Genomic DNA, 25676 nt, shown 5'->3' with positions numbered 1-25676 from the left:
TACGTCGAGCACATGCAAACCAAGCACCCGGACAAACCGCTGATGGACTACGAGGCGTTCTTTCGCGAACGCCAGGAGGCTCGTTACGGTGGCAAGGGTGGGCCCAAGTGCTGTTGAGTTGAGGTAGTCTCAAACCCCATGTGGGAGTGGGCTTGTTCGCGAAGGCGTCGGGTCAGTCACCATTGATGTGGCTGACACACCGCCTTCGCGAGCAAGCCCGCTCCCACAGTTGTTTTTGGGGTGGTCTCAAGATGTGCACACACCACAGAACCCTGTGGGAGCGAGCCTGCTCGCGATAACGAAGTGTCAGTTAATGATGACGGCGACGGACCCGACGCCATCGCGAGCAAGCTCCCATATTGTTTTAGGGGGGGATCTCAGGAATCGTGCGAGCGCACCCTCATTCCGCCAACAACACCGCCGCATCGAAGCCCACCCGCAAGTTGCCCCAATGACGGCCGCCGAAGAAGAACGGTACGTCGATCTCGGTCATGATTTCCCCGGTATCGCGCAGGTAGGTCTGGAGCAGGAAGCGCTGGACGTTGCCCGCCGCACGCAGGCCGATTGGGTCGTTGAAGATTCGCTTGTTGCGGCACACTGGCAAATCCACCGCTCGGTCGCCGGTCGGCGGCTTCGAGACCCAGCTGTTGTTCACCGGGCAATAGCCCTTGCTGTCGACGATGAACGAAACCTTGCCACCCGGCGTGCTGCGGGTGAGTTTATCGCAGGCTTCCTGGCAGACCTGGGCAAAGCGTTCGGTGTAGCTGGCCGTGTACTGCTTGGGATCGGTGCCGGGAATCAGCTGGTAATTCTGATCGAACAGGTTCAGGCCTTCACCTTGCAGCGCCTCCAGGCGTACCTGCAGCGTGTCGCGACATTCACTGGTCCGGGTGATGGCGGCATCCAACTTGCCATGGCCGAGCACGAAGCGACCCAACAGCGCCTGGACCTTTTCGGCCACGCCGGACAGGTCGCGGGTGGCTGTCGCCGAATGCTGCATACGCTGGTCGATCAACTGGCTGTCGGCGTGGATCTGGGTGACCCGGTCGTTGATCCCCGTGTTGCTGTCGGCGAACTGCTGGATATGGGTCGCGATGTCCGCCAGCTTGCCGTTGGTGGATTCGAAGTCGCCGATCATGCTTTCAAAGTGGCCGGAGGCGCGCTCTACTACTTTCTGGGTTTCCCGGGCGCTGTGACTGATCTGGGTGGTCTGCTCGTGGGTGGAGCTGACTTCATCGAGCATGGCGTCGATGTTGCGTGAGATGTCATCGGTGGCCCGGCTGACGTTTTGTGCCAGGGTCCGCACCTCATCGGCAACCACCGCGAAGCCGCGGCCGCTTTCGCCGGCCCGGGCGGCTTCGATGGCGGCATTGAGGGCCAGCAGGTTGGTTTGGGCAGAGATCTGCTGGATCAACCCGACAATCGACTTGATGCTCGAGGAGCGCTGGTTCAAGGCGCTCACCAGCGTGGCAAATTCACCGAGGCTGCTAGAGATTTCGCTGATGTTGCCGGTTACTTCCAGCAGCTCGCTGTAGGAGTCGCGGGCCATGCTCAGGTTCTGGGCGGTGGTGCTGGAGATGCCCTGGGTCTGGCGCGAGACTTCTTCGATGCGGCCCACGGCGGTGTTGCTCTGGTCCATGACTTCCTTGGCGAAGCGGGCCTGGTGGGTGGCACTGTCGCTGGAATCGCTGATGTTCTTCAACGAACGGGCCGATTCGACGGCGATGTGCACCGTCAGTGCCTGGACGTTGCTGATGATCTCCCGCTGCTTGGCCAGGAACCGGTTGCAAGTGCCGGCCAGCACGCGGATCTCGTCGTGAGTTACCAGCGGCAGGTCCTTGGACAGGTCGCCTTCGCCGTTGGCGATCTCTTCCAGGGCCTTGGTCATGGCGGTGACGGGGCGCACGATCAGGTGGCGCAAATACCAGACCATGAAGCTGATCATGCACAGCGTCAGGAGCGCGCCGAAGAGCAGGGCATGGGTGAGGCTGTCGAGCCGGCCTTCGATCTGCCCCAGCAAGGCGCTGTCCAACTGTGCGTTGCGCAACTGCAGCACGATCTCGGTGCGAGCGCTGAGGGCCACCCAATACAGCAAGCCACTGACCAGCACCAACAGGAAAAGGCTCGACAGTTTTTTGGTGAGGGTACCGAAAAACCGCATCTCGATAGACTCGTACAAGGCCTTCAACGTCTGCATGCCGCTGCTCCTGGGCAAAAAAATCTCTCAATGGAATACATTCGACCGCGAGCGGCAAAGCTTTAGGGGAGGATAGGGCGATTTGACATCACTCTGGGGATTCTGCCGTTCATCAACCCTTCCAAGATGATGGGATAGAGATGTCAATACTGCTGGAGCAGATTAGACGAAAGTCGTACTGGCGCCTTGCCCAGTGACTGCTACGGTTTGGAGTGCAAAACAATAAAAACAAAACGGGAGGACACCTCCATGTCCACTGAAAAGAAACAGGCTGCGCGTGCCTACTGGACGGAAAACCTACGCTGGATGCTGATGCTGCTGGCAATCTGGTTCTTGGTGTCGTTCGGATTCGGCATTTTGCTGGTTGATTCACTCAATACCATCAGCTTCTTCGGTACCCCGCTGGGGTTCTGGTTTGCCCAGCAGGGCTCCATCTATGTCTTTGTGCTCGAGATTTTCTTCTATGTCTGGAAGATGAATCAGCTCGATCGCAAATATGACGTTCACGAAGACTGAGGCCGACGAACATGGACACTCAAACCCTGATCTATTTGTTCGTCGGAGCGTCCTTTGCGCTCTACATCGGGATCGCCATCTGGACGCGTGCCGGCTCGACCAGTGAGTACTACATCGCGAGCAAGGGCGTGCATCCGGTGCTGAACGGGATGGCCACCGGCGCTGACTGGATGTCGGCGGCTTCGTTCATTTCCATGGCGGGCATTATCGCTTTCGCAGGTTATGACGGCTCGGTCTACCTGATGGGCTGGACCGGCGGCTACGTGCTCCTGGCCATGTGCCTGGCGCCGTACTTGCGAAAATTCGGCAAATTCACCGTGCCGGAGTTCGTCGGAGCGCGTTATTACTCCCAGGCCGCGCGGATGGTGGCGGTGATCTGCGTGATTTTCATCTCCTTTACCTACGTGGCGGGACAGATGCGCGGCGTGGGTATCGTCTTTTCTCGTTACCTGGAAGTCGATATCAACACAGGCGTCATGATCGGCATGGCCATCGTGTTCTTTTACTCAGTGCTCGGTGGTATGAAAGGCATCACCTACACCCAGGTGGCGCAATATTGCGTGATGATTTTTGCCTACATGGTGCCGGCCATTTATATCTCGATATTGATCACCGGTAATCCGATTCCGCAACTGGGCTTTATCAGCGAAGTGGCCAGTACGGGGCAGAGCGTGATCGAGCGGCTCAACGGCCTGGGGGCCGAGCTGGGTTTCACCGCCTATACCAATGGCACCAAATCGACCATAGATGTGTTTTTCATCACCATGGCGCTGATGGTCGGTACTGCGGGCCTGCCCCATGTGATCGTGCGTTTCTTTACCACGCCGACCGTGCGTGATGCCCGCAAGTCCGCAGGCTTTGCCTTGTTGTTCATTGCTATTCTCTACACCACCGCACCGGCCGTTGCTGCCTTTGCTCGCACCAATTTGCTGACCTCCATTCCCAACGTCAGTTACGCCACCGCGCCGAGCTGGCTTAAAACCTGGGAAAACTCGGGCCTTATTGCCTGGGCGGACAAGAACAACGACGGCATCATCCAGTATGGCCCGGGGGCGGCTTTGGTCGGTGCGCCGAGCTTCACTGGCGAGCGAGGGGCATATGAGCAGCGGTTGCTGAACAACCAGGTCTCGCCAGTGGCCAACGAACTCTATGTCGATAACGACATCATGGTGTTGGCCAACCCCGAAATTGCCGGCTTGCCGGGTTGGGTCATCGCATTGATCGCCGCCGGTGGGCTGGCGGCGGCGCTTTCGACGGCGGCGGGGCTGTTGCTGGTGATCTCTACTTCGATCTCTCATGATTTGCTCAAGAGCAACATCATGCCCAGGATCAATGAGAAGCAGGAATTGCTCGCTGCACGTATCGCCGCCGGCGTGGCGGTATTGATTGCCGGGCTGTTCGGCATCTATCCACCCGCGTTCGTCGCCCAGGTGGTTGCGTTCGCCTTCGGGTTGGCGGCGTCCTCATTCTTCCCGGTCATTGTCATGGGGATTTTCTCCAAGCGCATGAACCGTGAAGGTGCGATCGCCGGGATGATCGTCGGACTGACGTTCACATTTACCTACATCGTCTACTTCAAATTCATCAACCCGACGATGAACACTGCCGAGCATTGGTGGTTGGGTGTTTCCCCTGAAGGCATCGGTACGCTGGGGATGCTCTTCAACTTCGCGGCTGCTCTGGTGGTGTCACGCTTCACCGCACCGCCACCGGAGCACATCCAACACCTGGTCGAAGACATTCGCGTGCCGAGAGGCGCCGGTGCTGCCATCGATCACTGACCCACCCAAGCTGAGAGAGAGGAACAAACAAGGGCGCCGGACTCATCTTCCGGCGCCCTTGTTTGCATACAGAGTCAAGCGGCGAGATGTTATAAATATTTACTGGGAATCATTCTCAAAGTATATTCGCTCTCATTCCTGTTCCACTGTGAGTGCGCGTCTTGAATCGTTCCACCCCTCTCGCCTACCGAAATACCTTCGTCAAATGTGTTTTACCCGCGTTGTCCTGCTGTTTTATGGCAAGCCCCCTGAGGGCACAGGACACTCTGGAGTTGCCCACCACCAACGTGCAGGTCAGTCGGATCATTCAGGACGAGGGCTACACGACGTCGCAAGCCAGCACGGCGAGCAAGGGTGATGTACCGATCAAGGAAGAAGCGCAATCGATCAACGTGGTGACCCAGCAGACCTTGGACGACTATCAGGTGCGCTCGCTGAGCGACGCGATGAAGTTCGTCAGCGGTGTCAGCCAGGGCAACACCCTGGGCGGTTCGCGGGACTCGCTGGTCAAGCGTGGTTTTGGTACCAACGACGACGGCTCGATCCTGCGCGACGGTGTGCGTTCGAACCTGGGGCACAACTTCAGCGCCACCACCGAGCGCGTCGAAGTGCTCAAGGGCCCGGCCTCGATGCTGTACGGCGCACTGGAGCCCGGCGGCCTGGTCAACGTCATCAGCAAGAAACCGCAATACACCCAAAGCACCACGTTGAGCGGTTCGGCCTACAGCGAAGGCGGCGGCACCATGGCCCTGGACACCACCGGGCCGCTGGGCGATACCGGCCTGGCCTATCGCTTGATTGCCGAGCGCGGCCACGAGGACTACTGGCGCAACTATGGCGTCAATGAGAGCACGCTGGTGGCGCCGTCCCTGGCTTGGACGGGGGAGCGGGCTTCTTTGAACCTCAGTTATGAGTACAACGAATATTCCAATCCGTTTGATCGGGGGACGGTGTTCAGGAACGGGCATCCAGCTGATATTGACTACAACAAGCGCCTGGATGAACCGTGGGCCAAGAGTGTGGGAATTCGGGAGACGGCCACCGCTCGATTCGAGTATCAATTGAGTGAAACGTGGAAAACTCGTGTGACCTACGGGTGGAACAACGACCGATACAGTCTTTCGATTGCCCAGCCGCAGCTTTTGAACGGAGTTTTCCTGCGTGCCGCCAACGGCGCGCACTATGACGATGAAACCCGCTATGCCAGTTGGGATTTCATGGGTAAGCAGGAGCTGTTCGGTCAGCGCCATGATCTGCTGGTTGGTATCGATAATCAGGTGTCAGATCAGTTTCGTGGCAAAACCTATCGCGGCGTTTATCAATCAGGCTTTGACCCTGCGGCACCGGTGTACGGTGGCCTGGGGGAGCCGAGCAGGTTGGATGCGCCGCAAAGCAACTTGAGCAACAAACTGACCTCCAGCTCGGTTTACTTGAAGGACAATTGGCATCTGGATGATCGCTGGATCTTGGTCTTCGGTGGCCGCTACCAGCATTATGATCAATACACTACGCAGGGGGTTGTCTCGGCCCCGGCGGTTCGCGATGACAATGGCGACACCTTCGTTCCGTTCCTGGGACTGGTCTATAAGGCCACCGAGACCCTGTCGCTGTACGGCAACTACAGCCGGTCGTTCAAGCCTAATGATGTGGTCGACAAGGACAGGCGCACTTTTAAACCGGAGGAGGGTCGCAGCTACGAAGTCGGCGCCAAGTACGATCCGCTGCCGGGATTGAACATCAATCTCGCCTTGTTCGACATCGTTAAAAAGAATGTAGTGACCGTCACTGACGACATTGCACAAGCCGCCGGCAAAGTCGGCTCCCAAGGCCTGGAACTCGACATCACCGGCCGCCTCGCCGACCGCTGGAACCTGATCGGCACCTACGCCTACACCCACACGGAAATCCTCGACGATCCGGATGACGAAGGCCATCGCCTGGCCAACGCCCCCAAACACACCGCAAGCCTATACCTGAGCCACCACCTGAACGTGCCTGCCGAATTCGGTGCCTGGCACGCCGGTGCCGGCGCGCGTTATGTCGGCGAACGCGCTGCCAACAACGCCAATGATTTCTGGCTCAGCAGCTACACCGTCGCCGATGCCTTCCTGCGCTGGGAGTCGCCGGTGCTGGGGCACAAGACTTCACTGCAGTTGAACGTCGACAACCTGTTCGACAAGCAGTACTACCCGTCCTCCACGGGCAGCGAGGTGCAGGTCAACGTCGGCGAGCCGCGTACCGCCAGGCTGAGCGCCAGCGTGACGTTCTGATCCATCCCGAAAACAAAATGCCCGGACCTTGAAGTCCGGGCATTTTTTTGGGCATCACCTTCGCATTCCGGCCGTCATCGCGAGCAAGCTGGCTCCCACATTGGCGGGCCGTTGCCTGTCTATTTGTGTTCACCATAAAACCCTGTGGGAGCCAGCCTGCTCGCGATGACGGTAGAACTGACCCTGGCAATTCCAGGCCGGCGGATCACCGAAGAGCCGGCACCACCTGCTGGATAAACAACTCCAGGGATTCTCTTTTTTCGGCGTGGGGCAGGCTGTTGTCGCACCAGAACCTGAACTCGTCCACCCCGAAGTCCGGAGTGTCAGCTATGGTTGGGCTAACTCCTGCGTTTTAGCGCTGGGTATAAATTTCCCCTTTTCAGGGCGTTCGACGCTGGCTCCTCGCCTGGCTGCACCGATTCGACCCGTTCGTGGCGTCGACGCCGGAAATGGCAATAAACGTTTCAGCCGCCAAACAGAATTTCGTCGCAAAATCGAAAATAAATTTCGCTTTTTTGTCGTTATGCGACAGTTTTTCCAGTATTGCCTCGATGCACCGCACTTAGGCACAGCCCTTGCTACGACTCCAGGACGAAAGAGCCAGCGAGGGGGGATTCGATACATAGGTAAACAGGGGGCGCACGTCATCCAGACGCAAAGGCCTGATCAGAGACCCATTGCCTAACGAGGTACTCAGAGAACCAGGGCTCATAAAAAAGGCAAGGCCGTACTGAGTGGAATGACGACGTAATAAGAAATGCCGTGTAGAACGCGGCTGGGAGTTGGCTATGCCCCACGCTTTTTTTAATGAAATGTATGACGCCCAGGGTGACTGCCGCCCGCATTACCAAGCCTTCTCACGCTGGCTGGCGGATACACCGCTTGAACTGCTTGAACAACGCCGCCGTGAAGCTGACCTGCTGTTCCATCGCGCCGGTATCACTTTTACCCTCTATGGGGATGAGCAGGGCACCGAACGGTTGATTCCGTTCGACATCATCCCGCGCAGCATCAAGGCCAGCGAATGGCGGATGGTCGAGCGTGGCTGCATTCAGCGGGTCCAGGCCCTGAACATGTTCCTGGCCGACATCTACCATGGGCAACACATCCTCAAGGAAGGGATCATCCCGCCCGAGCAGGTGCTCGCCAACGAGGGTTATCAGATCGCGATGCAGGGCCTGAACCTGCACCGGGGTATTTACGCCCATATCGCCGGTGTCGACCTGGTTCGCGACGGTGACGGCAGCTACTATGTGCTGGAAGACAACCTGCGCACGCCTAGCGGCGTGAGCTACATGCTCGAAGACCGCAAGATGATGATGCGCCTGTTCCCCGAGCTCTTCGCCGCCCAGCGCGTGGCCCCCATCGATCATTACCCGAACCTGCTGCTCGACACCCTCAAGAGCTCCAGTCCCCTCGAGAACCCCACCGCCGTGGTGCTGACCCCGGGGCGCTTCAACAGTGCCTATTTCGAGCACGCGTTCCTGGCCCGTGAAATGGGCGTGGAGCTGGTGGAGGGCGCCGACCTGTTCGTGCGTGACGATCACGTGTACATGCGCACCACTGCCGGACCCCGACAGGTGGACGTGATTTATCGGCGCCTTGACGATGGCTACCTCGACCCGCTGTCGTTCAACCCCGATTCGATGTTGGGCGTGCCCGGGCTGATTGCCGTGTACCGCGCGGGCAATGTGGTGCTGGCGAACGCGGTCGGTACGGGTGTGGCCGATGACAAGTCGATCTACCCCTACGTCGACGAGATGATCCGCTTCTACCTCACCGAAGAGCCGATCCTGAAGAACGTGCCCACCTGGCAGTGTCGCAAGCCCCAGGACCTGTCCCACGTGCTGGCCAACCTGCCGGATCTGGTGGTCAAGGAAACCCAAGGCTCCGGCGGCTACGGCATGCTGGTCGGGCCGGCCGCCAGCGCGGCGCAGATCGAAGATTTTCGCGCACGCCTCAAGGCCCGTCCCGAAGCCTACATCGCCCAGCCGACCTTGAGCCTGTCCACGTGCCCGACCTTTGTCGAGAGCGGCATCGCGCCGCGCCACATCGACCTGCGGCCGTTCGTGCTGTCGGGCAAGGAAACGCGCCTGGTGCCCGGCGGATTGACCCGCGTGGCGCTGCGTGAAGGCTCGCTGGTGGTGAACTCGTCCCAGGGCGGCGGCACCAAAGACACTTGGGTCGTGGAGGACTAAGACATGCTTTCAAGAACTGCTTCGGACCTCTATTGGATGTCCCGCTACCTGGAGCGCGCCGAGAACCTGGCGCGCATGCTCGAAGTCAGCTATTCGTTGTCGTTGATGCCCCAGGCCGGGCGCAGCGATGGCCATGCGGAGCTGGCGATGTCGTTGCTGGCGGCCGGCACGCTGGACGACTACAACGCCCGTTATGACGCGCTCAACACCGAGCGCATGCTGCATTTCTTCGCGCTGGATGAAACCAACCCCGGCAGTATCTACAGCTGCCTGCGGGCCGCGCGGACCAACGCCCATGCCGTGCGCGGGCGCATCACCGCCGACATGTGGGAGAACATCAACGCCACCTGGCTGGAAATGCGCAACATCGCCAGCAACGGCCTGGGACGCTACGGCATCAGCCATTTCTGCGAATGGGTCAAGGAGCGCTCGCACCTGTTCCGTGGCGCGACGTCGGGCACCATCATGCGCAACGATGCCTACTGCTTCATTCGCCTGGGGACCTTTATCGAACGGGCCGACAACACGCTGCGCCTGCTGGACGCCCGCTATGAAATGTTCGGCGAGGAATCGGAGGAGGTCAGCGACAACTCGGCCCGCGGCTACTACCAGTGGAGTGCCTTGTTGCGCGCGTTGTCTTCGTTCGAGGCGTTCAACGAGATCTATCGCAATGCGCCCAATGCCGAGCAGGTTTCCGAGATGTTGCTGTTGCGCGCTGACGTCCCGCGCTCGCTGCATGCCTGTATCGAGGAACTGGACCACATCCTCGCCAGCTTGCCCGGCAACAATGGTCGGCCAGCGCAGCGCCTGGCCGCCGAGCTGAATGCGCGCCTGCGTTATTCGGGGATCGATGAGATCCTGGCGTCGGGCCTGCATCAATGGTTGACCGATTTGATTGGGCAGATCCGCCACTTGGGCCAGACCGTCCATGAGTCTTACCTGGAGGTCGTATGAAACTGTCTATACGCCATGACACGACCTACAGCTACGCCGATGAAGTCTGCACCAGCATCCAGTTCCTGCGTCTGACGCCCCGAGATACTCAGCGCCAGCGCATTTTGGAGTGGCATCTGGAACTGCCGCGACTGGTGCGCAGTCAGCTTGACCCCTATGGCAACATCCTGCATGTGATGACCATGGACGAGCCCCATGGCGCCTTGGTCCTGACGGCGTATGGCGAGGTGGAAATCCATCAGTCGATCGCAATGGAGCCGGACAACCAGTCGCCACTGCCATTTTTACGCACCAGCCGTCTCACCCAGGCAGACGACGCCCTCAGTGCCTTCGCCGTCGAGCAATGCGCTGGCCGGCGCGACCGTTCGGCCTTGACCGATTTGATGAACGGCCTGGCGGCGCGGATGCCTTACAGCCCCGGTACGACGGAGGTCAACAGCACCGCCGCCGAGGCGTTTGCTGGCGGGACGGGGGTTTGCCAGGACCACACCCACGCGTTCCTGGCCTGCGCGCGCAGCCTGGGCATTCCTGCGCGCTATGTTTCTGGCTATTTGTGCACCGAAGATGAAAGCCACCTAGCGAGCCACGCCTGGGCGGAAGCCTGGCTGGATGATGGTTGGTACAGCTTCGACGTGACCAACCGCCAGACCCTTCCAGACCGCCACCTGAAACTGGCGGTCGGCCTGGACTACCTCGATGCCTGCCCGGTACGCGGCATGCGCCGGGGCGGCGGAGCGGAGCAGATGCAGGCGAGGGTGCAGGTGAGCTCGATGGTGCAGGTGCAGCACCAATAACGGCACAACCCCTATCGCGAGCAAGCTCCCACAGGAAATCGGCGACCTCGCCATCACCCGGGACCCCATGTGGGAGCGGGCTTGCTCGCGAAGACGGTTGTGCATCCAACATCAGCTCCAACTGACCCACCGCTTTCGCGAGCAAGTCCGTTCCCCAAGGTTCCCCATAGCGCCTGGCACGGCTTATACTGATCGGCCTTGTCAGGCCTCCAGGGAGGAGCCGCATGTCCGAATCATCAATCACCCTCGTTCGCTTCACTGAAGCCCATATCGCAGGTGTCACCGCGCTCTACAACGATCCGGCGGTGACTCGCCAGGTGCTGCAGATGCCTTTCCAGTCCACCGAAATCTGGCGCAAGCGCCTGGTAATGGACGACGAACGCGCGTTGAAGCTGGTGGCCCTGCACGAGGGTAAAGTCATCGGCAACTTGGGGCTGGAGCAATTCTCGCGCGTGCGTCGTGCCCATTGCGCCAGCCTCGGCATGGGTGTGGCTGTCGCCTGGCAGGGCAAGGGCGTCGGCTCGATGCTGCTGGCCGCCGCGCTGGATGTCGCGGACAACTGGATGAACCTGCGGCGGGTCGAGTTGACGGTGTGCTTCGACAATGAAGCGGCCATCGGGCTGTATCGCAAGTTCGGCTTCGAAACCGAAGGCCTGATGCGCGACTATGCTGTGCGTGACGGTTGTTGGGTGGACACGCTGGCGATGGCGCGGTTGCGCTGAAGGATCCAGAGCGCAGGCAAAGAAGGCTTTTACGTACGCCAACGTCTTGAACCTGTCATCATCGTGCTTCGTAGTACTCCCTTAATCGAGGACCGGCCCATGGACGATGTACAGCAATTGGGCGAGATGCTTCGTCACTACGCCGACAGCGAAGCGCACAAGAAACAACTGCACCAGGCCCAGTCGGCGGTTTGGGCAGAGCAGATCAAGGCGTTGTACGAGCAAATCGAGCAATGGCTGGCACCCGTAATGGCGCTCGGCCTGCTGGAGTTGAGCCGTGAGACGTATGTGGCGCACGGGCCGAGCGCTCCGCTAGAGACGTCCGCTTTCAAGACTGAAAAACTGACCTTGACCATTACTGGTAGACCGGTGGAATTCGTACCGGAGGTGATGGGTGTAGGTGGGCTGATCTCTTTGTCGATCATGGGCCTGGCCGCGACCCGTCACGGCAGCATCTCCCTGGTTTGCCAACCACCATCGGTGCAATGGCAATGGCGCCGGACCAACGGGTTGAAGGACCCTGACACGTTTGCTTTCGACGCCAACTTCCTCGCACAACAGCTGCAGAGCCTGATACCGCGCGAGCGCGGCTGAATCACGCATTCCTTTCAGAGCAGGCAAAAACCAGCCCATTGGCTATACCTGTAGTTCCGGCCCCGCCTCGTGTGGCTTACAGGAGTGACAACATGAAGTTTTCGTCAATGATCGGCACTGTTTGCATTGCCTCGCTCGCCTTGGTGGGTTGTTCCAGCAAAGTCACCCAGCCGGATGAGTACTCCGGGTTCCTGGGTGATTACAGTCGGCTCAAGGAAGAGAAGTCGCCGTCGGGGGCCGAGGTGATGCGTTGGGTCGATCCGAAGATTGATCCGGGCAAGTACACCAGTCTATATATCGAGCCGACGCAGCTTTATCCCAAGCCGCTGCCGACCGTGAAGATCCCCCAGGCCACGCTGTCGGGTATCACCGCCTATTACGATCAGGCCCTCAAGCGGGAAGCGGGAAAATCCTTGCCCCTGGCGACAGCTCCGGGACCGGGTGTATTGGTGATCCGTGCGGCCATCACGGCTGTCAGCAGCAAGACCGAAGGCTTGAAACCTTATGAGGTGATCCCGATTGCGCTGGTGGCGGCCGCTGTCAGCACGGCCAGTGGCATGCGCGACCAGGAAACCACCCTGGGCACCGAAGCGGTTTTTCTCGACGGTGGCAACAACGCGGTGGTCGCCCAGGTGGTGCGCAAAGGCACCGGCAAACCGTTGTCCAACGAGTCCCAGGTCATGAAGCCCAATGACGTCACAGGGGTCATCGATGGCTGGGCGTCGGATTTGCATCAGTCGTTTCTGAAATTCAAGGCTAAATAGCCTCGAATATCCCTATGGGAACTGCGTAGGAGCATGTAGGAGCTGTCGAGTGCAACGAGGCTGCGATCTTTCCAAAGACACTTGAATCTCAAGCGAAAGATCAAAAGATCGCAGGCTTCGCCAGCTCCTACACAGGATGCCGACACCATGTCTTTTTATGTCCAGCGGTAGGTCGCGCAAGCATTTCGTGGTTAACTCCGGCCTCACCATTTTCAAACCTGCCAGAAGGAATTCGTTCATGGCTCAAGTCACCCTCAAAGGCAACCCGGTCCAAGTCAACGGCCAGTTGCCACAAGCCGATTCCAAGGCGCCAGCCTTTTCCCTGGTTGCCGGCAATCTGTCGGACGTTTCCCTGAAAGACTTCGCCGGCAAGCGCAAAGTGCTGAACATTTTTCCAAGTGTCGACACGCCAACCTGCGCCACCTCCGTGCGCAAGTTCAATGCCCAGGCCGCCGACCTGAGCAACACGGTGGTGCTGTGCATCTCCGCCGACCTGCCGTTTGCCCAGGCGCGTTTCTGCGGTGCCGAAGGCCTGGAAAACGTCCAGAACCTGTCGACCCTGCGCGGTGCCGAGTTCATGCAGGACTACGGCGTGGCGATCGCAGATGGCCCACTGAAAGGCCTGACCGCCCGTGCCGTGGTGGTACTGGACGAAAACGACATGGTGCTGCACAGCGAACTGGTCAAGGAAATCGGTGAAGAACCGAACTACGACGCTGCGCTGGCCGTTCTGAAATAAGGTATTTATTACAATTGTTAACGGCCTGGCCCTGTCCAGGCCGTTTTCTTTTGTGCTTCAAGGTGTTAGCCGATTATGTGCCAGGTAAGCCCAAGGTAAATTGCCGGTAAAGGCGCTTTGCTAAACAGTCGTCAGTGCTTATCGTTCAGCCTCCCGTAAAAGAAGTCCACGCGCCCAATGGTTGATCACTCCATGCAATCCTCTGTTTCCCGCAATTCCCGTCGCTGGCTGCTCGGCCTGTTCACCGTATTGGTCGTCGCCGCGCTGGCCTGGAAGTTCTGGCCCAGTGACTCGGTGCAGAAGCCCGGGGCTGGGGAGAAAGCAGCAGCCGGGCACGTGGGCCGCTCGGGAAGCATGCGGCCAGGGTTCGGTGGAGCGACGGGGGCGATCCCGGTTCGGGTGGCGGCGGCGATGACCGGGGATTTCCCGCTGTACTTCAAGGCGCTGGGCACTGTCACGGCGCTCAATACCATCAACGTGCGCAGCCGCGTGGGTGGCGAACTGGTCAAGATCGCCTTCGAAGAAGGGCAAATGGTCAAGGCCGGGGACTTGCTGGCCGAGATCGACCCGCGTCCGTACCAGAACGCCTTGCTCCAGGCCGAAGGCACGTTGCTGCAGAACCGGGCCCAGCTGAAAAATGCCCAGGTAGACTTTGAGCGGTATCGCGGCCTGTATGCCGAAGACAGTATCGCCAAGCAGACCCTCGACACCGCCGCGGCGCTGGTGGGCCAATATCAGGGCACGGTCAAGACCAACCAGGCGTCGGTCAACGACGCCAAGCTCAACCTCGAATTCACTAAGATCCGCGCCCCCATCTCCGGGCGGGTCGGCTTGCGGCAACTGGATGTCGGCAACCTGGTGGCGGCCAACGACACCACGGCCTTGGCGGTCATCACCCAGACTCACCCCATCAGCGTCGTGTTCACCTTGCCGGAAAACAACCTCGACACGGTGCTCGCCCGTTATCGCAGCGGGGCGAAACTGCCCGTCGAAGCCTGGGATCGGGGCGATGTGAAACTGCAGGCCAGTGGCGTGCTGCAAAGCCTGGACAACCAAATCGATCTCACCACCGGCACCTTGAAGTTCAAGGCTCGCTACGAGAACCGCGACCAGTCGCTGTTCCCCAACCAGTTCGTCAATGTCCGGCTGCTGGCCGATACCCTTGAAGGTGTGACCCTGGTGCCGACGGCGGCCATCCAGTTCGGCACCAATGGCACCTTCGTCTATGCCCTGGATGGCGACAAGAAGGTCACCCTCAAAAAGCTGAAGATCGGCGCCAGCGACGGTGCGAATACCGTAGTCACCGAAGGGCTGGCCGCCGGTGACCGGGTGGTGCTCGAGGGCACCGACCGCTTGAAGGAAGGCAGTGAAGTGCAAGTGGTCGGCGACAGCGGGGAAGTGCCCACCACGCCGACCGAGCACCTGCAGGGCAAGTCCGCAGTGGTGCCCACTGAGCCGGTCGCGCTCGACAAGGCGAAAAAGGGCGGCGCATGAATCTCTCGCGGCTGTTCATCCTTCGCCCGGTCGCCACCACCCTGAGCATGCTGGCGATCATCCTGGCCGGCCTGATCGCCTATCGGCTGCTGCCGGTGTCGGCATTGCCCCAGGTCGACTACCCGACCATCCGTGTGATGACCCTGTACCCGGGCGCCAGTCCCGATGTGATGACCAGCGCGGTGACCGCGCCCCTGGAGCGCCAGTTCGGACAGATGCCGGGCTTGACGCAGATGGCCTCCACCAGTTCCGGTGGCGCGTCGGTGATTACCCTGCGCTTCAACCTCGACATCAACATGGACGTCGCCGAGCAGCAGGTGCAGGCCGCGATCAATGGGGCCACCAACCTGCTGCCCAAGGACCTGCCGGCGCCGCCGGTGTACAACAAGGTCAACCCGGCCGACACCCCGGTGCTGACCCTGGCTATCACCTCCAAGACCATGCTGTTGCCCAAGCTCAACGACTTGGTGGACACCCGCATGGCGCAGAAGATCGCCCAGATCAGCGGCGTCGGCATGGTCACTATCGCCGGTGGCCAGCGCCAGGCCGTGCGAATCAAGGTCAACCCCGAGGCTCTGGCGGCCAACGGCCTGAACCTGGCGGATGTGCGCACGCTGATTGGGGCTTCCAACGTCAACCAGCCCAAGGGCAACTTCGACGGCCCGACCCGGGTCTCGATGCTCGACGCCAACGACCAGCTGACCTCGCCCAAGGACTACGCCGAACTGATCCTGGCCTACGCCAACGGCGCGCCGTTGCGGCTCAAGGACGTGGCACAGATCGTCGACGGCGCCGAAAACGAACGCCTTGCCGCCTGGGCCAACGAAAACCAGGCCGTGCTGCTGAACATCCAGCGCCAGCCGGGGGCCAATGTCATCGAAGTCGTGGACCGGATCAAGGCCCTGCTGCCGAGCATCACCGACAACTTGCCGGCCGGACTGGATGTCACCGTACTGACCGACCGCACCCAGACCATCCGTGCGTCAGTCACCGACGTGCAGTATGAATTGCTGATCGCCATCGCCCTGGTGGTCATGGTCACGTTCCTGTTCCTGCGTCGCGTCAGCGCCACGATCATCCCCTCGGTGGCCGTGCCGTTGTCGCTGATCGGCACCTTCGGCGTGATGTACCTGGCGGGTTTCTCCATCAACAACTTGACGCTGATGGCCCTGACGATTGCCACCGGTTTCGTGGTGGACGATGCCATCGTCATGCTGGAGAACATCGCTCGCTTCATCGAGGAGGGCGACAGTCCGCTACAGGCCGCACTCAAGGGCGCGAAGCAGATCGGTTTCACGCTGATTTCCCTGACGCTGTCGCTGATCGCCGTGCTGATCCCGCTGCTGTTCATGGCTGACGTGGTCGGACGCTTGTTTCGCGAGTTCGCCATCACCCTGGCGGTGGCGATCCTGATTTCCCTGGTGGTGTCCCTGACCCTGACGCCGATGATGTGCGCCCGCTTGCTCAAGCGTGAGCCCAAGGAAGCAGAACAGGGCCGTTTCTACCGCGTCAGCGGCGCCTGGATCGACTGGTTGATCGCCGCCTACGGACGCAAGTTGCAGTGGGTGCTCAAGCATCAGCCACTGACCCTGCTGGTGGCGGTGGGCAGCCTGGTGCTGACGGTGGTGCTGTACCTGGCCGTGCCCAAGGGGTTCTTTCCGGTGCAGGACACCGGCGTGATCCAGGGCATTTCCGAGGCGCCGCAATCGATCTCCTTTGCCGCCATGAGCGAGCGCCAGCAGCAACTGGCGAAAGTGATCCTGGCGGACCCGGCGGTGCAGAGCCTGTCGTCGTACATTGGTGTGGACGGCGACAATGCCACGCTCAACAGCGGTCGCCTGCTGATCAACCTCAAGCCCCACAGTGAGCGGGATGACAGCGCCACCGAGATCATTGCTCGCTTGCAGCCGCAACTGGATCGGCTGGTGGGCATTCGCCTGTTCATGCAGCCGGTGCAGGACCTGACCATCGAAGACCGGGTCAGCCGAACCCAATACCAGTTCAGCCTGTCGTCGCCGGACGCCGAATTGCTCAGCCTCTGGAGCGGGCGCTTGGTCGAAGCCCTGGCCCAACAGGCGGCGCTGACCGATGTGGCCAGCGACCTGCAGGACAAGGGCCTGCAGGTCTACCTGATGATCGACCGCGACGCAGCCTCACGCCTGGGCGTCTCGGTGTCGAACATCACCGATGCGCTGTATGACGCCTTCGGCCAGCGGCAGATATCCACCATCTACACCCAGGCCAGCCAGTACCGCGTGGTGCTGCAGGCCCAGGCCGGGGAGAGGATCGGGCCGCAGGCGCTGGACCAGATTCACGTCAAGACCAGCGACGGTGGGCAGGTGCGGCTGTCGAGTCTGGCTCGGGTCGAAGAACGCCAGGCACAACTGGCGATTGCCCACATAGGCCAGTTCCCAGCGGTGATGATGTCGTTCAACCTTGCACCGGGCGTGGCCCTGGGGCACGCGGTGGAGGTGATCGAAAAGGTCCAGCAGGACATCGGCATGCCGGTGGGCGTGCAGACCGAGTTCCAGGGCGCGGCCCAGGCATTCCAGGCGTCGTTGTCGAGTACATTGCTGCTGATCCTGGCGGCGGTGGTGACCATGTACATCGTCCTGGGCGTGCTGTACGAAAGCTACATCCACCCGATCACCATTCTTTCCACCTTGCCCTCGGCGGCCATTGGTGCCTTGCTGGCCTTGATCCTCAGTGGCAATGACCTGGGCATGATCGCGATCATCGGCATCATTCTGCTGATCGGCATCGTCAAGAAAAACGCGATCATGATGATCGACTTCGCCCTCGACGCCGAACGCAACCAGGGCGTGGACCCGCAGACGGCGATCTATCAGGCTGCATTGCTGCGCTTGCGCCCGATCCTGATGACCACCCTGGCAGCCTTGTTCGGTGCAATACCGCTGATGTTCGCCACCGGCTCCGGTGCCGAACTGCGCCAGCCCCTGGGCTTGGTGATGGTAGGGGGGTTGCTGGTGAGCCAGGTATTGACGTTGTTCACCACCCCGGTGATCTACCTGTATTTCGATCGACTGGGACGCCGGTTTGCCAGGCCGGACGGGCAAGAGGTGCGGGCATGACGGCGGTGCCCGGCATCCTGGGACAGTGCTTTTCGTGGCGAGGGCGCTTGCTCCCACATGGCGGGGATAAACCCCCTCGCCACAATAGCCTGCTCATTGAAGTCCGGAGTGGCTGTCAATGAACCTCTCCGGCCCCTTCATCCGCCGCCCCGTAGCGACCATGCTCCTGAGCTTCGCCATCATGCTGCTCGGTGGCGTGAGCTTCGGCCTGCTGCCGGTTGCGCCGCTGCCGCAAATGGATTTTCCGGTGATCGTGGTCCAGGCCAACCTGCCAGGGGCCAGCCCCGAGGTGATGGCTTCGACGGTGGCTACGCCCCTGGAGCGTTCCTTCGGCGCCATCGCCGGGGTCAACACCATGAGCAGCCGCTCCAGCCAAGGCTCTACGCGCGTCATCCTGCAATTTGACCTGGACCGTGACATCAACGGTGCCGCCCGGGAAGTGCAGGCGGCCATCAATGCCTCGCGCAACCTGTTGCCCAGTGGCATGCGCAGCATGCCGACCTATAAGAAGGTCAACCCGTCCCAGGCGCCGATCATGGTGCTGTCGCTGACCTCGGACGTGTTGAAAAAAGGTCAGCTCTACGACCTGGCCTCGACCATCCTGTCCCAGAGCCTGTCCCAGGTGTCGGGCGTTGGCGAGGTGCAGATCGGCGGCAGCTCCTTACCGGCGGTGCGCATCGAACTGGAGCCGCATCTGCTCAACCAGTACGGCGTGGCCCTCGATGACGTGCGCACCGCGGTTGCCGACAGTAACGTGCGCCGGCCCAAGGGATCGGTGGAGGACGACCAGCGCATGTGGCAGGTCCAGGCCAACGATCAACTGGAGAAGGCCGAGGACTACGAAACGCTGATCATCCGTTACCAGGATGGCTCGGTACTGCGGCTCAAGGACGTGGCGAAAGTCACTGACAGCGTTGAGGATCGCTACAACAGTGGCTTTTTCAACAACGATGCCGCCGTGTTGCTGGTGATCAACCGCCAGGCCGGGGCCAACATCATCGAGACGGTCAACGAGATCAAAGCGCAACTGCCGGCGTTGCAGGCCGTGTTGCCGGCCAGCGTCAAATTGAACCTGGCCATGGACCGCTCGCCGGTCATCAAGGCCACCCTGCATGAAGCGGAAATGACCTTGCTGATCGCCGTGGCCCTGGTGGTGCTGGTGGTGTTCCTGTTCCTCGGCAACTTCCGCGCCTCGTTGATCCCGACCCTGGCCGTCCCGGTGTCGCTGGTGGGCACATTCGCGGTGATGTACCTCTACGGCTTTTCCCTGAACAACCTGTCATTGATGGCGTTGATCCTGGCGACGGGGCTGGTGGTGGACGACGCGATTGTGGTGCTGGAAAACATATCCCGGCACATCGACGAAGGCGTGCCGCCGATGAAGGCGGCCTACCAGGGGGCCGAAGAAGTCGGCTTTACGCTATTGGCGATGAACGCCTCGCTGGTGGTGGTGTTCCTGTCGATCCTGTTCATGGGTGGAATCATCGAGAGCCTGTTTCGCGAATTTTCCATCACCCTGGCGGCGTCCATCGTGGTTTCGCTGGTGGTCTCGCTGACCCTCACGCCGATGCTTTGCGCCCGCTGGCTCAAGCCTCACGTGCCAGCGCAGGAAAACCGCCTGCAGCGTTGGAGCCGGCGAGTCAATGAACGGATGGTCCATGGTTACGCCACCAGCCTGGACTGGGTGCTGCGCCATCGACGCCTGACCTTGCTGAGCCTGCTGGTGACCATCGGCGTGAACGTTGCGCTGTATGTGGTGGTGCCGAAAACCTTCATGCCGCAGCAAGACACCGGTCAGTTGATCGGTTTTGTGCGTGGCGACGACGGGCTGTCGTTCAACGTGATGCAGCCGAAGATGGAAATCTTCCGCCGCGCCGTGCTCAAGGACGAGGCGGTGCAAAGCGTCGCCGGTTTCATCGGTGGCAACAACGGTACCAACAACGCCTTCATGCTGGTGCGTCTCAAGCCGATCAAGGAACGTAATATTTCTGCACAAAAGGTCATCGAACGCCTGCGTAAAGAAATGCCCAAGGTCCCCGGCGCTCAGTTGATGTTAATGGCCGACCAGGACCTGCAGTTCGGTGGCGGTCGCGAGCAGACCACCTCGCAGTATGCCTACATCCTGCAAAGCGCCGACCTGGCGTCGCTGCGCACGTGGTATCCCAAAGTGGTGGCTGCCTTCCGGGCCTTGCCGGAACTGACCGCCATCGATGCCCGCGACGGTGGTGGGGCGCAGCAGGTGACGCTGGTGGTGGACCGCGATCAGGCCAAGCGCCTGGGCATCGACATGGACATGGTTACCGCGGTGCTCAACAACGCCTACAGCCAGCGGCAGATATCGACCATCTACGACAGCCTCAACCAGTACCAGGTGGTGATGGAGGTCAATCCCAAGTACGCCCAGGACCCGAGTACCCTCGAGCAGGTCCAGGTGATCACCGCCGATGGCGCGCGCGTACCGCTGTCGGCCATCGCCCACTACGAGAACAGCCTGGAGGACGACCGGGTCAGCCATGAAGGCCAGTTCGCGTCCGAGGGCATTTCCTTCGACATGGCCGAAGGTGTCACGGTGGAGCAGGGCACTGCGGCCATCGAGCGTGCGCTTGCCAAGCTTGGTATGCCCGAGGATGTCATCGTGAAAATGGCCGGCACCGCCGATGCGTTCGCCGCCACCCAGAAAAGCCAGCCGTTCATGATCCTCGGGGCGTTGCTGGCGGTGTACCTGGTGTTGGGTGTGTTGTATGAAAGCTACATCCATCCGTTGACCATCCTGTCCACCTTGCCATCGGCCGGCGTTGGCGCGTTGCTGTCGATCTATGCGCTGGGTGGCGAGTTCAGCCTGATCTCGCTGTTGGGGCTGTTCCTGCTGATCGGCGTGGTGAAAAAAAACGCCATCCTGATGATCGACCTGGCGCTGCAACTGGAGCGTGCCGGGCAGACGCCGCTGGAGTCGATCCGCAGCGCTTGCCTGCTGCGGTTGCGGCCAATCCTGATGACCACGCTGGCGGCGATCCTTGGCGCCTTGCCGCTGTTGCTCGGCGCTGCCGAGGGCTCGGAAATGCGCCAGCCACTGGGCCTGACCATCATCGGAGGGTTGGTGTTCAGCCAGGTACTGACGCTCTACACCACCCCAGTGGTTTACCTTTATCTCGACAAGCTGCGCCATCGCTTCAATCGCTGGCGCGGCGTGCGCACTGATGCTGCCCTGGAAACTCCGCTATGACCGACCGTTCGCCTTTCAATCTTGCCGCAACGCTGGCGGCCGCCCGTGGCTCGCGGGTGCTGAGCCTGGCGCTGTGCGTGGCGATGCTCAGCGCCTGCGCCGTCGGCCCGGATTATCAACGTCCCCAGGCTGCCGCCCCGGTGCAATACAAGGAGGCCCAGGGCTGGCGTCAGGCCAACCCTAGCGATGCGATGGCCAGAGGCGCCTGGTGGGAGCTGTACGGCGATGCGCAACTCAATAGCCTGGTGGACCAGCTCAATGCGTCCAACCAGACCGTCGCCCAGGCCGACGCCCAGTACCGGCAGGCCCGGGCGCTGGTGCGCAACGCCCGTGGCGCATTTTTTCCCACCGTGGACTTGAGCGTTGGCAAAACACGTTCCAGCCAGGGCACTGGTAGTAGCAGTTCGAGCTTGAGCAGTTCGTCCAGCGGCATTCGCGACACCTACAGCGCCCAGGCCGGTGTCAGTTGGGAGGCGGACGTGTGGGGTAAGTTGCGCCGCACCCTGGAAGCCGACGAGGCGAGCGCCCAAACCAGTTTTGCCGACTTGGCGGCGATGCGCCTGAGCCAGCAATCGGAACTGCTGCAGAATTACTTGCAATTGCGGGTGATCGATGAACAGAAACGCCTATTGCAGACCACCGTCGACAACTATCAGCGTTCCCTGAAAGTGACCGAAAACCAGTACCGCGCAGGGGTGTCCGGCAAGGACGCGGTGGCACAGGCGCAGAACCAGCTCAAGACCACCCAGGGCGACCTGATCGACCTGATCTGGCAACGGGCCCAATTTGAAAACGCCATCGCCGTGCTGATCGGCCTGCCGCCGGCCGAGTTCAACCTGGCCGAGACTCAGGACATCCCGTCGCTGCCGCAGATCCCGGTAGCGCTGCCGGCGCAGCTGCTCGAGCGTCGGCCGGATATCGCCTCGGCAGAACGCTCGGTGATGGCCGCCAACGCCAAGATCGGGGTCGCCAAGGCCGCGTATTACCCGGACCTGACCCTCAGCCTCAGTGGCGGCTACAGCAGCAGTACCTACGACAACTGGGTGAGCGTGCCGAACCGCTTCTGGTCGGTCGGTCCACAATTGGCGATGACATTGTTCGATGGCGGCCAGCGTTCGGCAGAAGTCGACCGTACTGTCGCGGCGTATGACCAGGCCGTCGCCACCTATCGCCAGACCGTGCTCGACGGCTTGCGCGAGGTGGAAAACTACATGATCCAGCTCAAGGTGCTGGAAGACGAAGCCCGCGTACGCCAGGAAGCCCTGGACGCCGCCCGGGAATCCCTGCGCCTGACGCAGAACCAGTACAAGGCTGGGTTGATTGCCTACCTCGACGTGGTCAGCGTCCAGGCCACCGCGCTGAGCAACGAACGCAGTGTGCTGAGCCTGCAGCAGAGCCGCTTGGTCGCCAGTGTACAGTTGATTACCGCATTGGGTGGGGGGTGGGATGGGCAGTTGCAGGCGCAAGAGAAGCCCTGATCATTGTGACGGGGGTAAGTGGGAGCAAGGCCCCCGCGAAACAGGCAACTCTATTCTTGAAAGACCGCATTGCCTTCATCGCGGGCAAGCCTTGCTCCCACAGAGTTCCCCTTTTGCCATAAAGCTTTCCTTGGTCATGTCGGCGGTCAGTCCCGCCTTTGGCCGATGCACTGCCTACGTCCTGTCGCGATGGCTTGTTATAGTTCAAGCCTCTTTTCAGCCGGTAAAGGATCACTGTCATGTCGCAATACCAAGCGTTCAACGTCGAACTTGCAGACAACATTGCCCATGTGCAGATCAATCGCCCGGAAAAGATCAACTCGATGAACGCCGCGTTCTGGAGCGAGATCATCGAGATCTTCCAATGGATCGACGACACCGATGCCGCGCGGGTGGTGGTACTCAGTGGTGCCGGCAAGCATTTTTCTTCAGGGATAGACTTGATGATGCTGGCGGGCGTGGCCAACGAGCTGGGCAAGGACGTAGGGCGCAATGCACGCCTGCTGCGACGCAAAATCCTGCAACTGCAAGCCTCGTTCAATGCCGTGGATAACTGCCGAAAACCCGTGCTTGCGGCGATCCAAGGCTACTGCCTGGGCGGGGCCATCGACCTGATTGCCGCCTGCGACATGCGTTACGCCGCCGAGGACGCCCAGTTTTCCATCAAGGAAATCGATATCGGCATGGCCGCCGATGTTGGCACATTGCAACGCTTGCCCCGGATCATCGGGGACGGCATGCTGCGTGAACTCGCTTATACGGGGCGCACCTTCGGTGCCGACGAAGCGCGCAGCATCGGCCTGGTCAATCGTGTCTACAGTGACACCGTCAGCCTGCTCGACGGCGTGATGGACATCGCCCGGGAAATCGCCGCCAAGTCGCCGATTGCCGTGACCGGCACCAAGGAAATGATCGGTTACATGCGCGACCACCGCATCGATGATGGCTTGGAATACGTCGCCACCTGGAACGCCGCCATGTTGCAATCGACCGACCTGCGTGTGGCCATGGCCGCCCATATGAGCAAACAGAAACCTGAATTCCAGGATTGATTGACCATGATTTCACGCTGGACCACCGCAGTACTCGATACCGCTCTTCCTGGCGGTTGGGCCGTTGCCCGCAGTCCCGAAGGCTTTCTGTTCGATGACAACGGCGCGCTGTTTCCTCGCGAATGGCTCAAGCGCCAAGACCTGTCGATCCTCGCCGAGCACGGCATCGGTCACCTGGATGGCGAGCCGGTCTACCTGCTGGAATTGCACAGCCCGCTGGAAATCCCAGGCTGTAATTGGAAAGGCTTGCGGGCGTTCATGCTTGAGGATGACCACACGCTGTACAAAGTGTTGGGCTATGCCGCGCAGATCGGCACCTGGGCCCGGGACCATCGTTTCTGTGGCAGTTGCGGCAAGCGCATGGACCAGATTCCGCTGGAGCGGGCCATGTATTGCGACACCTGTGAGCTGCGGCACTATCCGCGGATTTCACCGAGCATGATCGTGTTGATCACTCGCGGCGATGAAGTCCTGCTGGCCCGTTCGCCGCGTTTCGTCCCGGGCGTCTATAGCACCCTGGCGGGGTTTGCCGAGCCTGGCGAGTCGGCCGAGGATTGCCTGGTGCGCGAGGTTTGCGAGGAAGTCAGCATCGAGGTGAAGAACATTCAGTACATGGGCAGCCAATGCTGGCCGTTCCCCCACTCGATGATGCTCGGTTTCCACGCTGAATATGCCGGTGGCGACATCGTGCCCCAGGAAGATGAAATCGAGGACGCCCAGTGGTTCAACGTCCATGACTTGCCACCGTTGCCGGCCTCGCGTTCCATCGCCCGCTACCTGATCGACCTGTATGTGGCGCGACGCTTAGGCCACGCTGAACCAGTGCTGCCAGGCTAGGCGCACGGTCAAGCCCAGCACCACGGTGATGAACACCGGTCGGATGAACTTCGCGCCGCCACTGATGGCGGTGCGAGCGCCGAAGAACGCGCCGGTCATCACCGACAGGCCCATGCTCAGGCCGATGACCCAGTCCACCTGCCCGGAAAAGATGAACACCGACAGCGCCGCGATGTTACTGACGAAGTTCATGCTACGGGCCACGCCACTGGCCTTGACCAGATCGATGGGGTAGAGCAGCAGGCTGCTCACAGTCCAGAACGCCCCCGTCCCCGGCCCGGCCACACCGTCATAGAAGCCCAGGCTGAAGCCTTGGGGCGCCTGCCATGTCTTCTTGATCGGGGCGTCGCTGTCCAGCGGCGCCTTGGGCGTGCCGCCGAACAACAGGTACAGGCCGCAGGCGAAGACGATGACTGGCAGCATCTTGTTCAGCCACTCGGCGGGTAAGTAATGGGCGACGATGGCGCCGGCCAGGGCCCCGACCAGGGTGCCAACGAGGGCATGAGTCCACTGCCTTGGGTGGAACAGCTTGCGCTTGTAGAAGGTGAGGCTGGCCGTTGCAGAGCCGAAGGTCGAACTGAGTTTGTTGGTTCCCAGGACCAGATGTGGCGGCAAGCCTGCCGTCAGCAGGGCTGGCGTGGTCAGCAACCCACCGCCACCGGCAATGGCATCGATGAAACCGGCAATGAATGCGACAACAGCAAGGATAGCGAGGGTCGTGAGGTCAACGCTGAGTTCAAAAGGCATGGAATAGGCTTATCTAGCAGGTCGCAGGAGGGCTGCGGGGACGGCCGGTATGTTACCCATAATGGTCCAGGCCTGCGACAGCCGGTTCATGCGTTGCACTGTAAGACCCTGCAACCCCACAAACGCCTGTGGCGAGGGAGCCTGCTCCTGGTGGGCCGCGCAGCAGCCCCAAAAGCCTTCCGATATCTACCTGGCGCACCGAGACCGCTGGACGATTTTTTTTT

19 protein-coding genes and 1 pseudogene are annotated in these 25676 nt (G+C 60.8%); 17 read left to right on the top strand and 3 right to left on the bottom strand.

Annotated elements, in window-relative coordinates:
• The coding region (locus AACY31_RS20970; protein ID WP_339481726.1) for a YbdD/YjiX family protein at positions 1-117 on the top strand (117 nt) is incomplete at its 5' end.
• Positions 118-400: 283 nt separating this feature from the next.
• Here the strand turns inward: AACY31_RS20970 and AACY31_RS20965 are convergent.
• Positions 401-2197 (bottom strand): methyl-accepting chemotaxis protein, encoded by a 1797-nt coding sequence (locus AACY31_RS20965; protein ID WP_339483603.1) that lies wholly within the window; start codon positions 2195-2197, stop codon positions 401-403.
• A gap of 249 nt (positions 2198-2446) precedes the next feature.
• Here AACY31_RS20965 and AACY31_RS20960 point away from each other — a divergent pair, with 249 nt between their 5' ends.
• From AACY31_RS20960 to AACY31_RS20950, 3 genes are all read left to right on the top strand, one after another.
• Entirely contained in the window at positions 2447-2713 is a 267-nt protein-coding gene (locus AACY31_RS20960) for a DUF4212 domain-containing protein (protein ID WP_339483601.1), read from the top strand.
• 11 nt (positions 2714-2724) lie between these two features.
• Positions 2725-4494: a sodium:solute symporter family protein gene (locus tag AACY31_RS20955; protein ID WP_339483599.1), complete on the top strand. Its 1770-nt coding sequence runs from the start codon at positions 2725-2727 to the stop codon at positions 4492-4494.
• 236 nt (positions 4495-4730) lie between these two features.
• Entirely contained in the window at positions 4731-6764 is a 2034-nt protein-coding gene (locus AACY31_RS20950; RefSeq protein ID WP_445261572.1) for a TonB-dependent siderophore receptor, read from the top strand.
• Positions 6765-6969: 205 nt separating this feature from the next.
• Here AACY31_RS20950 and AACY31_RS20945 read toward each other — a convergent pair.
• Positions 6970-7080: pseudogene (locus AACY31_RS20945) on the bottom strand (LLM class flavin-dependent oxidoreductase); the annotation flags it as partial.
• A 472-nt stretch (positions 7081-7552) separates the two neighbouring features.
• Here AACY31_RS20945 and AACY31_RS20940 point away from each other — a divergent pair.
• The 13 genes from AACY31_RS20940 to nudC all read left to right on the top strand — a co-directional run bounded on the left by AACY31_RS20940 (position 7553) and on the right by nudC (position 24705).
• The gene (locus AACY31_RS20940) at positions 7553-8962 is read left to right on the top strand and encodes a circularly permuted type 2 ATP-grasp protein (RefSeq protein WP_339483597.1); all 1410 of its coding nucleotides are present in this window, start codon (positions 7553-7555) and stop codon (positions 8960-8962) included.
• A gap of 3 nt (positions 8963-8965) precedes the next feature.
• Complete coding sequence (locus tag AACY31_RS20935; protein ID WP_003201699.1) at positions 8966-9916, top strand: alpha-E domain-containing protein; 951 nt, start codon at positions 8966-8968, stop codon at positions 9914-9916.
• Positions 9913-10710 (top strand): transglutaminase family protein, encoded by a 798-nt coding sequence (locus AACY31_RS20930; RefSeq protein WP_339505044.1) that lies wholly within the window; start codon positions 9913-9915, stop codon positions 10708-10710. Before AACY31_RS20935 ends, AACY31_RS20930 begins: the two co-directional genes overlap by 4 nt.
• 224 nt (positions 10711-10934) lie before the next feature.
• Positions 10935-11432, top strand: coding sequence for a GNAT family N-acetyltransferase (locus AACY31_RS20925; protein ID WP_339483595.1), 498 nt, complete (start codon positions 10935-10937; stop codon positions 11430-11432).
• A gap of 99 nt (positions 11433-11531) precedes the next feature.
• Complete coding sequence (locus AACY31_RS20920) at positions 11532-12026, top strand: hypothetical protein (RefSeq protein ID WP_339483594.1); 495 nt, start codon at positions 11532-11534, stop codon at positions 12024-12026.
• 92 nt (positions 12027-12118) lie between these two features.
• The gene (locus tag AACY31_RS20915; RefSeq protein WP_339505043.1) at positions 12119-12790 is read left to right on the top strand and encodes a DUF3313 domain-containing protein; all 672 of its coding nucleotides are present in this window, start codon (positions 12119-12121) and stop codon (positions 12788-12790) included.
• A 238-nt stretch (positions 12791-13028) separates the two neighbouring features.
• Positions 13029-13529 (top strand): thiol peroxidase, encoded by a 501-nt coding sequence (tpx, locus tag AACY31_RS20910; protein WP_339483592.1) that lies wholly within the window; start codon positions 13029-13031, stop codon positions 13527-13529.
• 177 nt (positions 13530-13706) lie between these two features.
• Positions 13707-15023 (top strand): MdtA/MuxA family multidrug efflux RND transporter periplasmic adaptor subunit, encoded by a 1317-nt coding sequence (locus AACY31_RS20905; RefSeq protein WP_339483591.1) that lies wholly within the window; start codon positions 13707-13709, stop codon positions 15021-15023.
• Positions 15020-18115 carry an MdtB/MuxB family multidrug efflux RND transporter permease subunit gene (locus AACY31_RS20900; RefSeq protein WP_339483589.1) on the top strand — a complete coding sequence of 1032 codons (3096 nt, stop codon included), beginning with the start codon at positions 15020-15022 and terminating at the stop codon, positions 18113-18115. Before AACY31_RS20905 ends, AACY31_RS20900 begins: the two co-directional genes overlap by 4 nt.
• 118 nt (positions 18116-18233) lie before the next feature.
• The gene (locus tag AACY31_RS20895; RefSeq protein WP_339483587.1) at positions 18234-21338 is read left to right on the top strand and encodes an efflux RND transporter permease subunit; all 3105 of its coding nucleotides are present in this window, start codon (positions 18234-18236) and stop codon (positions 21336-21338) included.
• The gene (locus tag AACY31_RS20890; protein WP_339483586.1) at positions 21335-22816 is read left to right on the top strand and encodes an efflux transporter outer membrane subunit; all 1482 of its coding nucleotides are present in this window, start codon (positions 21335-21337) and stop codon (positions 22814-22816) included. The genes AACY31_RS20895 and AACY31_RS20890 overlap by 4 nt, the downstream gene beginning before the upstream one ends.
• A gap of 239 nt (positions 22817-23055) precedes the next feature.
• Complete coding sequence (locus AACY31_RS20885; RefSeq protein WP_339482796.1) at positions 23056-23868, top strand: crotonase/enoyl-CoA hydratase family protein; 813 nt, start codon at positions 23056-23058, stop codon at positions 23866-23868.
• Between the two features lie 6 nt (positions 23869-23874).
• Complete coding sequence (gene nudC / locus AACY31_RS20880) at positions 23875-24705, top strand: NAD(+) diphosphatase (protein WP_339482797.1); 831 nt, start codon at positions 23875-23877, stop codon at positions 24703-24705.
• On the opposite strand, the gene AACY31_RS20875 is transcribed toward nudC, so the two are convergent.
• Complete coding sequence (locus AACY31_RS20875) at positions 24673-25452, bottom strand: TSUP family transporter (RefSeq protein WP_339482798.1); 780 nt, start codon at positions 25450-25452, stop codon at positions 24673-24675. The genes nudC and AACY31_RS20875 overlap by 33 nt on opposite strands.
• Between the last annotated feature and the right edge of the window lie 224 nt (positions 25453-25676).

The sequence above is a fragment of the Pseudomonas sp. RL_105y_Pfl2_101 genome, from assembly GCF_963970585.1.
Classification (GTDB): domain Bacteria; phylum Pseudomonadota; class Gammaproteobacteria; order Pseudomonadales; family Pseudomonadaceae; genus Aquipseudomonas.
Note: the sequence above shows the minus strand (reverse complement) of the source record. Positions and strands in the feature narration are given on the sequence as shown.